The sequence below is a fragment of the Bacillus rhizoplanae genome, assembly GCF_917563915.1.
Lineage (GTDB): Bacteria > Bacillota > Bacilli > Bacillales > Bacillaceae_G > Bacillus_A > Bacillus_A rhizoplanae.
In genome coordinates, this window is the sequence record NZ_CAKJTI010000051.1 from 1 (window position 1) to 14,118 (window position 14,118).

Consider the following 14,118-nt stretch of genomic DNA (forward strand, 5'->3'; position numbering starts at 1 on the left):
TATTAGACTTTATCTTATCTATTTTAGGATGAGAAGTATAGTATATTGTTCCTAACACAGTTTGAGAACTTTGCATGAATTGATTAATAGTAGATAGAAATTTGGGAGATGCGATTTGCATAGGACCAATTTCATCTATCAATGTAATTCTCTTTGTATTATAAGAACTTTGGATAGAATGAAGCGCTATACTCTCAAATTTGGAAATATTTACGCCATATCTGCCTACTCTAATATCACTATTAGAGTTAATATCTGCAATCACTGATTCTTCTCCGTCAAGAGAGATAATTTTAAAACCAGTTCTATTAGAGTTCTCTACAATCTCTTCGGTATAAAATCCTCCAAAGTTTTCTATTCCAAGTGCATTTATTATTTTCTTTAAAACCGTAGTTTTACCTACTCTCGGCTTGCCAGTTAGAAAAAAATGATTTCCCATAAAGAGATACATCCTCCTGTGTCGTAAGAGTACCTACTTGTTGAATTAGAAATGTTTCGTTTCACTATTTTGTATATGAGGACACTTAGCAAGTAAAGTTTGTATAAATAATTCTTCGTTTTCTGGTGATAGTTTGACACTGCCAAATATAGCATTAGGATAGTGAATCTCTACACCATGAAATGCAGCTGCAGGACGAAACCCCATAAGCATATCATCAGTTGGATGAATCGCTGTAATATTTTCATAGGGAATGTTGCACCAAAAAGGACCGCATCTTGCATATAAACTCTTTTCTCGTAATTCATAGCGGATCCCGAAAATGATCCATAACATAAATAAATCAAATATAAAGAGGATGCTCGAAATGATGAACCAATCCATAGAGGTTAATGATTTATCTAGCCAAAGCGGAAGAGAAAGGAGCACATTACATAATAATGTGGTTCCAATTATCATATACCAATATCCTCGATCTCGTCGTACTTTCCATCTCATTAGATTACCTTCTCCTTTGTGTGATACTCTTTTTTCAGAAATGATGACTTCGGGGTTTATATACAAATATTACCACATTTTCATGCGTATAATTAGGAATATGTCACTTTAAGGGCTAAATATTGAAAATAAGGTAGTTTATGTAGAAATTAGATGGCAGAATGAAGAGGGAATATGTTCATTTTTTGAAATGAAACTAATAATATGCAGAGGAGAAATATATGAAACCATTACAAGGAAAAGTTGCAGTAGTAGCTGGTGCAACACGCGGCGCTGGAAGAGGTATCGCGGTGATGCTTGGCGAAGCTGGTGCTACAGTCTATGTAACAGGAAGAAGTACAAAAGGAAATTTATCATCAATGGGAAGAACGGAGACGATTGAAAAAACGGCTGAACTTGTAACGAAACAAGGTGGAAAAGGAATTGCAGTTCGCGTCGATCATACGGTGAAAGAAGATGTTGCAGCTTTATTTGCAAAGATTGAACAAGAGCAGAATGGACAGTTAGATATTTTAGTGAATGATATATGGGGAGGCGATCCGCTGGCAGAATGGAATGTACCATTTTGGGAGCATAATTTAGATAATGGAATCCAAATGCAAACAACTGCTGTTCAATCTCATATAATAACAAGTCATTACGGTGTCCCGCTTATGGTGAAAAAAAAGAAAGGGCTTGTTATTGAAATTACAGATGGTGTTGATTATGAGTATCGAGGGAGTATGTTTTATAGCCTTGCTAAAATTTCAACAATTCATTTAGCCCAAGCAATGGCGAAAGACTTAGCTCCTTACAACATAACGTCTGTTGCAGTGAGTCCAGGGTTTTTACGTTCTGAAGCTATGTTAGATATATTCGGTGTGACAGAAGAAAATTGGCAAGAAGGAGCAAAAAAAGATCCGCATTTTATCGCATCAGAAACACCATTTTTTATAGGAAGAGCAATTGCTGCTTTAGCGAGTGATCCTAATGTTCATAAGAAAACAGGAAAAGCACTTAGTTCGTGGGAATTAGCAAGAGAATATAAATTCAAAGATATAGATGGAAGACAGCCTGATTGGGGAAAATATTTTGAAGAGCATATAAAGCAAACTTTATAAAGAATTTTCATTGATTTAGGAAAGGATAAATAAAAACTCGTACATGTTTATCAAGACCTAAAATCTAAAAACGCTTAAAAATAAAGGGTAATCATGTATTAGACATGACTAAGATGTGATTACCCTTTTTCTTTATGAGGGGACAATCCCATCCGTTACAATGTGGATAATGTACACTAAGAAACGAAACCAGCCCTAAACGGGGCTGGTTGATATGAGATTCGTTAGCGAAAGTAAATAAATCTATTATGATTATTACTAAACTAACCATGTTCCAGTTTTAAAAACCAATATATTATCTAAGTACAATTCCCCATAATTTTTAAGATCTTTTACTAAATCCCAATGGATTACCTGTCAATTCGACAGGTTTTTTATTTTTTAGAAGGAATATTATGGTTAAGGATTATTATCTTTTTGGGATATTAATAAGGAGGATTTTATGAAAAAAATTGTACTTATTGGTTCGGGTGGTTCAGGGAAATCCACATTGGCAAGGCATTTAGGCGAAAAGCTAAAAATAAATGTTTATCATCTTGATGCATTATTTTGGAAACCTAATTGGGTAGGTGTTCCAAAAGATGAACAAAGAAAAGTACAAAATGATTTAATTAAAGAAGAAAAATGGATTATTGATGGAAATTATGGTGGGACAATGGAAATAAGACTTAACGCAGCTGATACAATAATCTTTCTTGATATTCATAGAACAATATGTGTCTATCGTGCTTTCAAAAGAATAGTAAAATATCGAAATAGAACAAGACCGGATATGGGCGAAGGATGCGAAGAAAGATTTGACTTAGAATTTTTTAAATGGATATGGGAATATCCAACGACCAAAAGACCTGTAATTTTAAAAAGGCTTGATCAATTATCTAGAGATAAAAAAGTTATTATCTTAAAATCACCAAAAGAAGTTCAACAATTTTTAAAACAAGTGCAATAATTATAAATTAAGGGGTGTATTTTTTCATTCCCCTAAGTCTATTAAAAATCAATAAATTGAGATAGAGAGAAAAATTATAAACCTCGATTCCAAAGTGACTCGAGTTTTTTTATGACAATGGTTAAAATACAACCGAACAGTCCTTGTTTTAATTTTCTTAAAAAAAATGAATAGTAAGGAAAATATGGTATATTCATAATATCCAATCATTTTTAAGGGAGACGGGGAAAATGACAACGGAAAATCAAACAGTTGAAAATAAGGAACTAACGATTTTTAACCACATTGGAAACACAATTGTAACAGAAGATAGAGAAATCCAAATTATCTCAAGATTAGAAGAGCCTCTTATTGTCGTGTTAGCAAATGTATTAAGTGATGAAGAGTGTGAAACGTTAATTGAAATGTCTAAAAATAAAATGAAACGTTCTAAAATTGGTATTTCGCGCAAAATAAATGACATTCGGACGAGTAGTGGTACGTTTTTAGAAGAAAGTGAGGCCGCTACTAGAATCGAAAGGCGAATCGCTTCGATCATGAATGTTCCTGTTGAACATGGAGAAGGGTTCCAGATCTTAAAGTATACAGTTGGCCAAGAATATAAAGCGCATTATGATTTTTTTGCAGAAAACAGTGCGGCAGCAAATAACAATCGTATTAGTACCCTTGTTATGTACTTAAATCATGTAGAAGAAGGTGGAGAGACTTTCTTTCCAAAACTCAACCTTTCTGTATCTCCGAAAAAAGGGATGGCGGTATATTTCGAATATTTTTATCGGGATGCATCATTAAACAAGCTTACTTTACATGGCAGTGCACCTGTTATCAAAGGTGAAAAATGGGTTGCGACGCAATGGATAAGAAGAAGACCGTTGTATTAAGATACCACTCAATTACGAGTTTTTTATGGTATTATACTGTTACATTTAAAAGTATACTGTGACAAAATTTAGTATACTCGAATGAAGTGTGATTTTAGTATGATAAAGTACAGGTTTTATACTTTTTGTTGATATGCATATTTATCCGGAATATGAGCACATTATTTACCAATAAAATGGAGGTGCTAAAGATGAATATTCAAGAACATAATCATACCAATGAAATTCTTATAACAAGTGCAAAGAGCGCGATTGAGCAAATGAAATATGAAATTGCACGTGAATTCGGGATTACACTCGGTCCAAATACAACAGCACGCGCAAACGGAACGGTTGGGGGAGAAATTACAAAACGCTTAGTACGAATGGGCGAAGAAAAGCTAGCTGGACAATATAAAATTCACTAAAATGACGTTTGCTTTCTCTTTTATTATTTTAGGGGGACTGCCGCACATACATCAAGTTAAGATTTTAAAGTCCCCTCCCTATATTCTATTTTATTGAAATCCATAATTAAGTAATATATCATTATATTTGTAAGAGTTATACATATTGTATCTGTTAGTTAGGAGAGGGGTGAAGCTGTGGCCCCTTTTTTTGTTTTATATATTTAATTTTAGTAAGGAGTAGTTCATTAGATATGAAAGAAAGTTGTTTAAATAAAATAATAGAAGTAAAGAAGCTTAGATTGGCAAAACTTATCACAAATTATGGGCTGAATCACAGAAAGGTTATACATTTAAGTCAGGATTTAGATCGATTAATTTTCAATGTTATGATTATAAAAAGCCATCAAAATAAGGATTTAAAATACACATATATAAAATAATTATAGAGAATATTACTTATGAAAATGCGTAAGTTTGTATCGAATAAGTTTATCATAAAATATAACCTTGAACATGCATACTTTAAGAGAGTACTTCGCAGTTGTTTTTCTATGGAGTCAATTGGGGATATGTAATCAATCGACTCTTTTATTCTAATTCTAACTACCGTAACCAATTATTTTGGGGTCATAAAGCATGATTAACTCCAAAAACATCCCACAGGGGCGTGGCATAGTAAAGAGGCAGATCAAAACATACTCTTTTTCATTTAGTAAACATGATTAGTGCTAATTTTAGGACTATATTTTCATAAACTAACATGAATCATTTTTAAAGAATTTCATTAACGGCAATGCTATCTATAAATTGCCGTTAAAGGAATGGACTGTAGATGAATATTGTTTTTGAAAGCATTATACTAATCGTTATAGGTATCCTCGGTTTAAAGGTAACGGGGAGTAAGTCTCTTAGTCAAATGACGAGAGCTGAAATTATTATCATTGTATCCATTGGGCGCATTATTGTAGAGCCAGTGTTAAGTAAGAAAGTAGGTCCCACTATACTCGCTACATGTATATTTTCTGTTGTTTTACTTATAATTCATTATTTAGAAATGAAATCACGAAAGGTGGAACAATTTCTAAATGGTGATAAAATCGTTCTTATTAAAGATGGTGAACTTTTAAAGAACAATTTAAAACGTGCTAATATGACTGAACAGCAATTATTTATGCATCTAAGAGAACAAGGAATTCATGATATTCAAACATTACAGCAAGTAACTGAAGAGCCAAACGGTCATATCGGATATCAATTAACAGCTCAAGCTCAACCGGTTACTCGTGAAGTGCTAGAAAAGGTACTGCGTCAATACATTTCTAAAGAATAAGGAATATGAATGGTATCTATCTTTGAAAGTCTGAAATTATCCTGCGCAGCTTTTGTAGTCCAACAATTAAATCTTGATCATTTAGCATAGAGTAACTGATACGCATATACTCGTGTTTAGATTCATGAACAAAGCAAGCTGTTCCTGGTAAAAAAGAAATGTTAGCTTCATTTGCTTTTTTAAGTAATGCAAATGAATGCATTGAATCCGGAAGGGAAATCCATAAATTAAAGCCGCCTTTCGGTACTTGAAAATGAATGATATTTGGTAAGGAAGCGAGTATCTCTACTGTTGTATCACGACGCATTTGTAAGGCAGTCCGTAGTTTTTCTAAATGATTCTTCATTCTTTTTGTGCGTAAAAAGGGTAGAATGGCCTTTTGGGTTAACTGCGGACTTCCTATATCCATTAGTGCTTTTGCGGCATATAACCAATCAAATACAGGTCCTTCGGCTAGTATTGCGGCAATACGAAGCCCTGGTGCTAATGTTTTACTGAATCCTTTTAAATAAATCACATGACCATTTGTATCGAAATATTTAAGGGGAGCTGGAAGTTTAACATCATCAAAATAAATCTCACCAAAAGAATCATCTTCTATAATAAAAAAGTGATAAAGCTCTGCTAATTCTATAAGTTCTTTTCGTCGTTGTTCACTCATTAATGTTCCAGTAGGATTATGAAAGGCAGGATTCACGTATAACAAAACTGGATTATTTTTTTGACACACCTCATCTAATAAATCAGAACGGATGCCTTGTTCATCAAGCTCAACGGGAATAACGTTGATTCCTTTGTTAACAAACACATCAATTGCAGCACCGTAGCACGGACTTTCTACTATTACTGTGTCCCCAGGCTTTAATAATGTTTGAGCAATTAAATCAATTCCTTGCTGGGCACCACTTGTAATTAATAAATGAGCAGGATCGGCGCTCAATCCTTGATAGTCTTTTAAATATTTGCTAATTTCCATGCGAAGTTCTTCATCACCTTGTACAGGTCCGTATGTGGCCAAAATCATTTTGTCTCTGTCTAATATTTTTTGCATTTCACCTGATAGAAACGGATTAGGTAAAAGACGTGGGTAGAGAATGGCCTGAGAAAAATCATAATACTTTTTGTGGCGATTGATAATATATTGAGACCTTATCACATTAACAGCTTTCATATGTTGCCAGTCATAAGGACCATGTATGTTTAGAGGAGTATTTCTTTTTCCTCTTATGTAAACCCCTTTTCCTGGTTGTATGTATACATAATCTTTTGTTTCAAGCTGTTTATATGCTTTACGAACCGTCAATACACTTATTTTTAAATCATCTGCCATGATACGTAGAGAAGGAAGGGGGTCTCCATCTGCTAACATGCCACCTTGAATACGCTGAACGATTTGCTCGTAGATTTGCTGGTAGAACGGTATATTAGATTCTTTTCGGAGTACAACCTTCATTATCTCACCTAATCTTCTTTTTATTTTCATTTAAACTGAAAAAAACTTTATAATCAACAGAAAATTCATACAACTGTTATATAGCTTAATGTACTGTTATACACTGTTTCCTCTATACTCATTTCAACAATGAAAGGGAGGAAGCATTATGGTTATTTTTAATTATCTTCTTATTTGTATTATTTTTGGGACGACATTTTTAACGATTAAAATAGGAATCGCAGCAGGGACTCCACCACTTTTTTCAGCAGGGATTCGTTTCTTTTTCGCAGGTATAATTGTTATCATGTTTTTTATCATGAAACGGAAACAAGTCATACCATACCTTTTAACAAAAAGAATTATATTTGCTGGTTTTTGTCTTACGTTTATGACCTTTGCCACTTTATATTGGGCAGAGCAGTATATCTCATCGGGATTAGCAGCTGTTCTTTCCGCTACAGGTCCAATGATGATTTTATTGCTTCAAGCGAAACGAACGAAAAGAAAATTGAGAAGGGAACAACTTTTTGCCCTTGTACTGGCTCTTATAGGAGTAGTATGTATTTCTTTACCGGGGTTGCAGCAGCAATTTTCTTATATGTGGAGCATTGCTTGCCTTGTTATATTAGTAGGAGAATTTTTCTACGGAATGGGTACGATCCGTTCAAAGGAAATTTTATCAGATTTATCAAATGTCTCACCGTTTTTGATTAATGGCATTCAAATGTTGTATGGAGGTCTGTTACTAATTGTTTGTTCGCTCCTATTAGAGCATCCGAATCTATCTGTCTTAACTACATGGAACGTTCAATGGCCGATTCTGTATTTAATATTTATAGGTTCAATAGGTGGGCACGGCTTATACTATTGGCTATTATCCAAAACCAATCCTGTATTTCCATCTACTTGGCTTTATGTTTCGCCATTACTTGCTGTTATAACAGGATATATGTTTTTAGGTGAACCAATCAAACCAGTGATGGGGATTGGAGCTTGCTTCATCTTAATCGGTGTTTTTATGGCGAATCGATCCACACTGGAGTTGTATTGGAGACAAGGGAAGCTATTGAAAAAAGAGATGTGATAGTTCTTTTACCTAATCCGTGATTAAGTTGTGAATTAGCAGATTAATTTCAAAAGAAAGCCATTTTTATGAAAACAAAAAGCCTATCGTATAACGTTATGGATTTGATATCACATAACATTACGATAGGCCATTATTGTATTTATCGTTAATTTATTTTCTTTATAAACCCTTTATAGTGGCGTTTCACGAGCTGGCTTTCTAACGTTTTCATTGTTTCTAGTGCTACACCGACAATAATGAGTAAACTTGTCCCGCCGATTTGAGCAGAAGCTGGTAAATCAGAAACTTTTGTAAATATAATTGGTAAAATAGAAATGGTTCCTAAAAAAATTGCCCCAATAAAAGTTAAGCGATATAAGATTTTTGTTACGTATTGCTCTGTCATTTTCCCTGGTCGGATACCTGGAACATATCCATTTTGCTTTTTCAAGTTTTCAGCCATTTGTTCAGGATTTACTTGAATAAAGGCATAAAAGTATGTAAAAGCAATAATGAGGCCAATGTATAGAAACATTCCAATTGGATGTGTAAAATCCAAGTTTGTATTTATCCATTTGGACACTGCAGAGTCTGGAAATAGCTGCGCAATTGTCCGCGGCGTCATTAAAAATGCTGAAGCAAAGATAACAGGAATGACACCTGCGCTATTTACCTTAAGAGGTAAGTGTGTATTTTTTGCTCCTTGATACGGATTGTTCCCAGTAGAAGCTTTTGCATATTGAATAGGAATTTTACGGTTTGCTTGTTGAATATAGATTACACCGACGATGATTGCTAAAATGACTAAACAAATTAATATGATTTTTATAATATGCATAAAGAGCTGATCCCCAGCATTTTGAAATTGCTGTACATACACTTGATTCATAATATTTGGAATGGCTGCAATAAGACCTGCAAAGATAAGAATTGAAATTCCGTTTCCAACTCCATTTGCGGTAATTTGTTCACCTAACCACATTAAAAACGCAGTACCAGCAGTTAATACGGTAGCAATTAATAAATAGGTCTTCCAACCTGGATCGGTTATTAATCGTCCACCTGCTATATTGTTAAAGCCGATAGACATTCCTATGGCTTGAATGAATGCAAGAACAATTGTAAAGTAGCGGGTAAATTGAGCTGATTTTTTACGGCCCATTTCACCTTGCTTTGCCCACTCTGTAAATTTAGGAATAACATCCATCTGTAATAACTGTACGATGATGGAAGCCGTAATATATGGTGTGATGCCAACTGCAAAAATCGAAAAGTTTTTCAGGGCACCTCCGCCAAATATATTGAGCATTCCTAAAATATTAGTTTGATCTTGTACTTTTAATACCTCGGCATTAGTATGAGGAACTGGAATGAATGTGCCAATCCGAAAAACAATTAACATTGCTAAAGTAAAAAGGATCTTCCTTCGTATCTCAGTCACTCTCATAAAGTTTGAAATTGTACGAAACATTATGTCGCCTCCTATATATTTACCAATTATGTAAAGCAAAACTGGCTTTTATATCCTCACGTATAAACTGTAAACCTCCTTCCGAATAAAATTCATTATGACAAATGGATTTTCAAACAGTTTATGGATATAAAATAGAGTGATATTTATGTTTTCGTAACAACTCAATACCCATAATATAACTATAAAATGAAGATTTGTACATAGATAAGGCTAAAAGAACGAGAAATTACTTTAATGGAAAGTTTGAAAAAATGTACTTGTCAAGTATACTGAATATGTTTCAAACTTTATGAACATAGGTTGGTTCACTATGACCTATAAAGAACAAAATAGAAAAGGTGTTAAGAATGAAAACGTATATTGTAGTTGGAGTGGGGATTCTCGGAGCATCTACTGCTTATCATCTTGCAAAAGCGGGAGCACATGTTACATTGGTTGATCGCCAAGATTTAGGGCAGGCGACTGATGCAGCAGCGGGAATTGTATGTCCTTGGCTCTCACAGCGCCGGAACCAAGCTTGGTACCAAATTGCAAAAGGTGGGGCTCGTTACTATGCTTCTTTAATTCAACAATTAGAAGCGGATGGCGAAAAGGATACAGGTTATAAACGTGTAGGTGCTATCAGTCTTCATACAGAAGAGAAAAAATTAAATCAAATGGAAGAGCGGGCATATAAGCGACGTGAGGATGCTCCGGAAATCGGTGAAATTACTCGTCTATCAAGTTCTGAAACAAAGAGCATATTTCCGCCGTTATCAGAAGAATATAGCGCTGTACATATTAGTGGTGCTGCTCGTGTGAACGGAAGGGCACTTCGTCAGTCTCTTGTGAATGCAGCTAAAAAACATGGTGCTGTATGTATTATGGGAGATGCATCATTAGTTCATGAAGATAATCGAGTTGTTGGCATTGAAGTAAATGGTGAGACTTTAACAGCTGATCAAGTGATCGTAACTGCTGGTGCTTGGGCAAACGAGTTATTGCAGCCGCTTGGTGTTAATTTCTTAGTAACATTTCAAAAAGCGCAAATTGTTCATCTCCATATGCCAAAAATAAATACAGATAGTTGGCCTGTTGTTATGCCGCCAAATGACCAATACATTCTTGCGTTTGAAGATGGTCGTGTCGTGGTAGGTGCAACACATGAAAATGATACTGGATTTGATTACCGAGTAACAGCGGGTGGATTACATGAAGTATTTGATAAAGCATTATCGATTGCTCCAGGTCTAGCTAATAGTACGATGCTTGAAACGAGAGTCGGATATAGACCATTTACACCAGGCTTTCTTCCTGTAATTGGTGCATTACCTAACTTCGAAGGCATACTAGTTGCCAACGGACTTGGTGCTTCTGGGTTAACAGCTGGGCCTTATTTAGGTTCTGAGCTTGCGAAACTTGCTCTTGGTGAACAGACAGAACTTGATCTTAGTTATTATGACGTAGCTGGTGCAATTGAGCAACCAAAGAATTAGAGAAATAGTATGTATTACATATAGGGGTAGCACCACATGCCCATCAGCCTAAAAAATAAAATAATTCATAACAAAAATTTTCCTTCTCTATAACTATTTATAAGAAGTAAGATTCTTTTTTGTTGTGAAGAGAAAAGGATTTCTTAGCTTGATGGCCATGTTACGGTACCGCTCTGAAAAATCTCCTCAAACTTACTCAAAACTTACTTATGAGTAAGTTTTTTTGTACACATGAGTCAATTCTTTTCCCTGTCTCATACCAAAATCATGTACGGGTATGAACAGCAGTTTCTTTTAGAATACTCCAAAAGAAGAAAGTAAACGTACAAAAGTACGTTGCCTAAGCGAGGCAAATTAAAAGTTTGTGATGACACAATTTTGTCCAACAGGAACATATCCTGCAAGGGTAAATGTACTTAATTTCGAGATACATTTTTCTTGTAAGAAAAACCCTTCTTTTTTTGCGATGTTCACAGAAGCATTGTTATCACGCATTAAGGTTACCTTACAGGACGCACAAGTAAACACACGCACTGACGGCGTTTTCTTTTCTTTGTGACCACACACGCAACATGTTTTCGTCGTATCTCGTTCGTCAACGAGGAAAAAGTGTTTGTTTTTCTTTTCTGCTACCCATTTTAAGATTTTATGAAACGAACCGATGACTTCTTGATTCAACATACTACGTTTCATGTTATCTAAAGGAGCAGTATCATTAGATGGTACATAATCTCCCATAATGACAACATCATATTGTTTATATAATTCATTCGCAATCGTATACATTGTAGTCTTCATTTGTTCTCGGCGACAATGATACGCTTTATTTAACGCTTTGTTGATTTTATTCCATCTTGGACTATGTACGGTGTATGGATTCCCATGTTTCGTAGTTCGTTTTCGATAATTTTTTTCACACTTATCTCGAAGTGATTTCAAATCATCAATCTTTTGATCCCAATATTTGATAAGTGATAATTTTTTCCATTCGATGGAATTCCCTTTGTTATCCACACCTACAAAGAAATTTTTATGGTTAGGGTCTAAAGAAATCCATGACTCTTTGGGTACATTCATTTCTTGAACGGGTTTCACTGGTTTTGGTGGTAAAGCTCTTTTTTCTTCTTGTGATTTTGCCTGTTTTTTTAAGTAATTGTATTGTTTGATTTTTTTTTATATTGTTTCATTTCCTCTTTAAACTGTAAGTCGGCTTCATTTCCTCTTTCGATGGTGAGGATGACATAAAAACGACCACCTTGTTGTTTACATAAACGACAAGTTCGAATCGTTTCATATTCTTGTAAAGAAAACGGTTCTTTTAATGTACCAAATACGCCAGGGTTATGTTTCCCTTTGATTTTAGGCATGTGAGGAATTTTTCCTAACATAATTCAGAAGCTTATTATCTCTAATTTCCCATCCCTTGTTTGGTTCATCAAAAAATAAACTATACCATTTTTTCTTCCAACTACGGTAATTGGGATATTGATTTTGTCCTGTAAATAAACGTGTAAACGCATCTTTTAGACGAGCGGACACTTCTTTTACAGGGGAAAAAAACACTGTTTGTAAAAATGGGTATTTTTCTTTCATGACTCTCGTTACATAATTTCGCAAATTATGGTCATATAAAAATTGATTTTCATTGTTGTTGTTTTCGTAATCCTCTTTACATGTTGTTAACAATTGATTGTATAACCAATTTAAAATACGACTTTGACCATCTAAAATAAGTTCATCTTCATTTGAAAACACCACTTCCATTTTTTTATTATAAGTAAGCAGTGCCATTTTGTTTTTCCTCCTTTCTGTTTATTTTTCTTTAAGAAGAGATTCATTTATTTCCTTTATTTTTTTGCTTTTTTAGAACGACTTCCATACAATTTTGTACTGAAAACTGTAATAACAGAAAGTACGTCTCCTACTAATTCTTCTTCATAAGTTTTATCTCCTGTGTGATTGAGGATTTCAATTTTCACATCATATATATTACAAATTTGTTGGACCATTTCAAATCCAAAACGAATCATTCTATCTTTGTAATGTATAACAATTCGTTCGATTTCACTTCCACAAATAAAAACCTATTCAAATAGAATAGGTTTGAGTAACTTTAGATAATTTTATTTAAACTGTTATTTTACTTCTAAACGTAATTTCTTACTTATTAGTTAAATTGGACATTTCAACAGATTTTTGAGTACAGCGCTTCATAGCTGAAATGATAGCTGCTCTTAAGCCTTTTTCCTCTAATGTTGCTACAGCTTCTATTGTCGTTCCACCTGGAGAACAAACCATATCTTTAAGTGTGCCTGGATGTATTCCTGTTTCAAGTACCATTTTTGCAGAACCTAATACAGCTTGAGCTGCGAATTTATATGCTTGAGTTCTTGGCATACCATCTAGTACAGCAGCATCTGCCATGGCTTCTATAAACATATATACATATGCTGGAGAAGAACCACTTACAGATGTTACAACATCCATTAATTTTTCATTTACTATCTCTGTTTGGCCAAAACTATTAAATATATTTAGTATGTCTTCTAGATCTTTTTCTGTAACCATTTCATTAGCACATAACGCAGACATTCCTTCTCCAACAAGAGCAGGTGTATTAGGCATTACTCTAACAACCTTTAACTTTCTGCCGAAAGCATTCTCAGTACTCTTAATACTTTTTCCTGCAGCAATAGTTACGACTATTACATCGTTTTTTATCTGCTCTTTTATTTGGTTAATTACTGATGAGTATAGGTCTGGTTTGATTGATAAAATTAAAATATCAGCATTGTTAGCTACTTCATTGTTGTCAGTAGTTGTAGTTATGTCATATTTTTCACTAGCATTTTTTAAATTAATGACACTTACATCTGAACAAATTATTTTATCTGAAGAAACTATATTTTTGTTAATCATTCCACCTATCATAGCGATACCCATGTTTCCACATCCGATGAATCCTATTTGTTTGTTCATAATAACTCGCTCTTGCTCCTTTTATTATAAATTTTATTGGTTTGAAATTATTATTCTAAAAAATTAATGATATCCCGTACAGAAGAGATAAACATTATAAACT

General features: G+C 34.2%; 16 protein-coding genes and 1 pseudogene. 8 read left to right on the top strand and 9 right to left on the bottom strand.

The features are described from left to right. A partial coding sequence (locus LRP84_RS21500) for a nucleoside-triphosphatase (protein ID WP_230576954.1) occupies window positions 1-439 on the bottom strand: 439 nt, incomplete at its 3' end. Window positions 440-484: 45 nt separating this feature from the next. Further along, on the bottom strand, window positions 485-937 hold the full coding sequence (locus tag LRP84_RS21505; RefSeq protein WP_230576955.1) for a PH domain-containing protein: 453 nt from the start codon (window positions 935-937) through the stop codon (window positions 485-487). A gap of 221 nt (window positions 938-1,158) precedes the next feature. On the opposite strand from LRP84_RS21505, the gene LRP84_RS21510 reads away from it, so the two are divergent. The 6 genes from LRP84_RS21510 (at window position 1,159) to LRP84_RS21535 (ending at window position 5,586) form a co-directional block, all read left to right on the top strand. Beyond that, window positions 1,159-2,037: an SDR family oxidoreductase gene (locus LRP84_RS21510; protein ID WP_230576956.1), complete on the top strand. Its 879-nt coding sequence runs from the start codon at window positions 1,159-1,161 to the stop codon at window positions 2,035-2,037. A 442-nt stretch (window positions 2,038-2,479) separates the two neighbouring features. Then, window positions 2,480-2,986, top strand: coding sequence for a DNA topology modulation protein (locus LRP84_RS21515; protein ID WP_230576957.1), 507 nt, complete (start codon window positions 2,480-2,482; stop codon window positions 2,984-2,986). 230 nt (window positions 2,987-3,216) lie between these two features. Then, complete coding sequence (locus LRP84_RS21520) at window positions 3,217-3,867, top strand: 2OG-Fe(II) oxygenase (RefSeq protein ID WP_230576958.1); 651 nt, start codon at window positions 3,217-3,219, stop codon at window positions 3,865-3,867. Between the two features lie 191 nt (window positions 3,868-4,058). After that, window positions 4,059-4,274: an alpha/beta-type small acid-soluble spore protein gene (locus LRP84_RS21525; protein WP_154712309.1), complete on the top strand. Its 216-nt coding sequence runs from the start codon at window positions 4,059-4,061 to the stop codon at window positions 4,272-4,274. A gap of 233 nt (window positions 4,275-4,507) precedes the next feature. Further along, a complete protein-coding gene (locus tag LRP84_RS21530) occupies window positions 4,508-4,696 on the top strand; it encodes an aspartyl-phosphate phosphatase Spo0E family protein (RefSeq protein ID WP_230576959.1) in 189 nt (62 codons plus the stop codon). 392 nt (window positions 4,697-5,088) lie between these two features. After that, window positions 5,089-5,586 carry a DUF421 domain-containing protein gene (locus tag LRP84_RS21535; protein ID WP_230576960.1) on the top strand — a complete coding sequence of 166 codons (498 nt, stop codon included), beginning with the start codon at window positions 5,089-5,091 and terminating at the stop codon, window positions 5,584-5,586. 16 nt (window positions 5,587-5,602) lie between these two features. Here the strand turns inward: LRP84_RS21535 and pdxR are convergent, their stop codons facing one another. Beyond that, window positions 5,603-7,039 carry a MocR-like pyridoxine biosynthesis transcription factor PdxR gene (gene pdxR, locus LRP84_RS21540; protein WP_230576961.1) on the bottom strand — a complete coding sequence of 479 codons (1,437 nt, stop codon included), beginning with the start codon at window positions 7,037-7,039 and terminating at the stop codon, window positions 5,603-5,605. Between the two features lie 148 nt (window positions 7,040-7,187). On the opposite strand from pdxR, the gene LRP84_RS21545 reads away from it, so the two are divergent. After that, the gene (locus LRP84_RS21545; protein WP_230576962.1) at window positions 7,188-8,105 is read left to right on the top strand and encodes a DMT family transporter; all 918 of its coding nucleotides are present in this window, start codon (window positions 7,188-7,190) and stop codon (window positions 8,103-8,105) included. Window positions 8,106-8,253: 148 nt separating this feature from the next. Here the strand turns inward: LRP84_RS21545 and secY are convergent, their stop codons facing one another. Then, window positions 8,254-9,558, bottom strand: a complete 1,305-nt coding sequence (secY, locus tag LRP84_RS21550; protein WP_230576963.1) for a preprotein translocase subunit SecY — start codon at window positions 9,556-9,558, stop codon at window positions 8,254-8,256. Between the two features lie 350 nt (window positions 9,559-9,908). Between secY and LRP84_RS21555 the strand changes: the two genes are divergently transcribed. After that, window positions 9,909-11,036: an NAD(P)/FAD-dependent oxidoreductase gene (locus LRP84_RS21555; protein WP_230576964.1), complete on the top strand. Its 1,128-nt coding sequence runs from the start codon at window positions 9,909-9,911 to the stop codon at window positions 11,034-11,036. A 354-nt stretch (window positions 11,037-11,390) separates the two neighbouring features. On the opposite strand, the gene LRP84_RS21560 is transcribed toward LRP84_RS21555, so the two are convergent. The 5 genes and pseudogenes from LRP84_RS21560 to proC form a co-directional block, all read right to left on the bottom strand. After that, window positions 11,391-12,113 (bottom strand): RNA-guided endonuclease InsQ/TnpB family protein, encoded by a 723-nt coding sequence (locus LRP84_RS21560; protein ID WP_230576965.1) that lies wholly within the window; start codon window positions 12,111-12,113, stop codon window positions 11,391-11,393. Window positions 12,114-12,181: 68 nt separating this feature from the next. Next, window positions 12,182-12,403, bottom strand: coding sequence for a hypothetical protein (locus tag LRP84_RS21565; protein ID WP_230576966.1), 222 nt, complete (start codon window positions 12,401-12,403; stop codon window positions 12,182-12,184). Continuing rightward, a complete protein-coding gene (locus LRP84_RS21570; RefSeq protein ID WP_230576967.1) occupies window positions 12,396-12,827 on the bottom strand; it encodes a hypothetical protein in 432 nt (143 codons plus the stop codon). The genes LRP84_RS21565 and LRP84_RS21570 overlap by 8 nt, the downstream gene beginning before the upstream one ends. A 56-nt stretch (window positions 12,828-12,883) precedes the next feature. Next, window positions 12,884-12,976 (bottom strand): annotated as a pseudogene (locus tag LRP84_RS22700) (IS607 family transposase); the annotation flags it as partial. 220 nt (window positions 12,977-13,196) lie between these two features. Next, complete coding sequence (proC, locus tag LRP84_RS21580; RefSeq protein ID WP_230576969.1) at window positions 13,197-14,015, bottom strand: pyrroline-5-carboxylate reductase; 819 nt, start codon at window positions 14,013-14,015, stop codon at window positions 13,197-13,199. Window positions 14,016-14,118: the final 103 nt, after the last annotated feature.

What these genes read in the sequence shown, in the direction of transcription:
- LRP84_RS21505 (WP_230576955.1), bottom strand. Translation starts at nt 937, where the DNA reads ATGAGATGGAAAGTACGACGAGATCGAGGATATTGGTATATGATAATT.
- LRP84_RS21510 (WP_230576956.1), top strand. Translation starts at nt 1,159, where the DNA reads ATGAAACCATTACAAGGAAAAGTTGCAGTAGTAGCTGGTGCAACACGC.
- LRP84_RS21515 (WP_230576957.1), top strand. Translation starts at nt 2,480, where the DNA reads ATGAAAAAAATTGTACTTATTGGTTCGGGTGGTTCAGGGAAATCCACA.
- LRP84_RS21520 (WP_230576958.1), top strand. Translation starts at nt 3,217, where the DNA reads ATGACAACGGAAAATCAAACAGTTGAAAATAAGGAACTAACGATTTTT.
- LRP84_RS21525 (WP_154712309.1), top strand. Translation starts at nt 4,059, where the DNA reads ATGAATATTCAAGAACATAATCATACCAATGAAATTCTTATAACAAGT.
- LRP84_RS21530 (WP_230576959.1), top strand. Translation starts at nt 4,508, where the DNA reads ATGAAAGAAAGTTGTTTAAATAAAATAATAGAAGTAAAGAAGCTTAGA.
- LRP84_RS21535 (WP_230576960.1), top strand. Translation starts at nt 5,089, where the DNA reads ATGAATATTGTTTTTGAAAGCATTATACTAATCGTTATAGGTATCCTC.
- pdxR (WP_230576961.1), bottom strand. Translation starts at nt 7,039, where the DNA reads ATGAAGGTTGTACTCCGAAAAGAATCTAATATACCGTTCTACCAGCAA.
- LRP84_RS21545 (WP_230576962.1), top strand. Translation starts at nt 7,188, where the DNA reads ATGGTTATTTTTAATTATCTTCTTATTTGTATTATTTTTGGGACGACA.
- secY (WP_230576963.1), bottom strand. Translation starts at nt 9,558, where the DNA reads ATGTTTCGTACAATTTCAAACTTTATGAGAGTGACTGAGATACGAAGG.
- LRP84_RS21555 (WP_230576964.1), top strand. Translation starts at nt 9,909, where the DNA reads ATGAAAACGTATATTGTAGTTGGAGTGGGGATTCTCGGAGCATCTACT.
- LRP84_RS21560 (WP_230576965.1), bottom strand. Translation starts at nt 12,113, where the DNA reads ATGAATGTACCCAAAGAGTCATGGATTTCTTTAGACCCTAACCATAAA.
- LRP84_RS21565 (WP_230576966.1), bottom strand. Translation starts at nt 12,403, where the DNA reads ATGCCTAAAATCAAAGGGAAACATAACCCTGGCGTATTTGGTACATTA.
- LRP84_RS21570 (WP_230576967.1), bottom strand. Translation starts at nt 12,827, where the DNA reads ATGGCACTGCTTACTTATAATAAAAAAATGGAAGTGGTGTTTTCAAAT.
- proC (WP_230576969.1), bottom strand. Translation starts at nt 14,015, where the DNA reads ATGAACAAACAAATAGGATTCATCGGATGTGGAAACATGGGTATCGCT.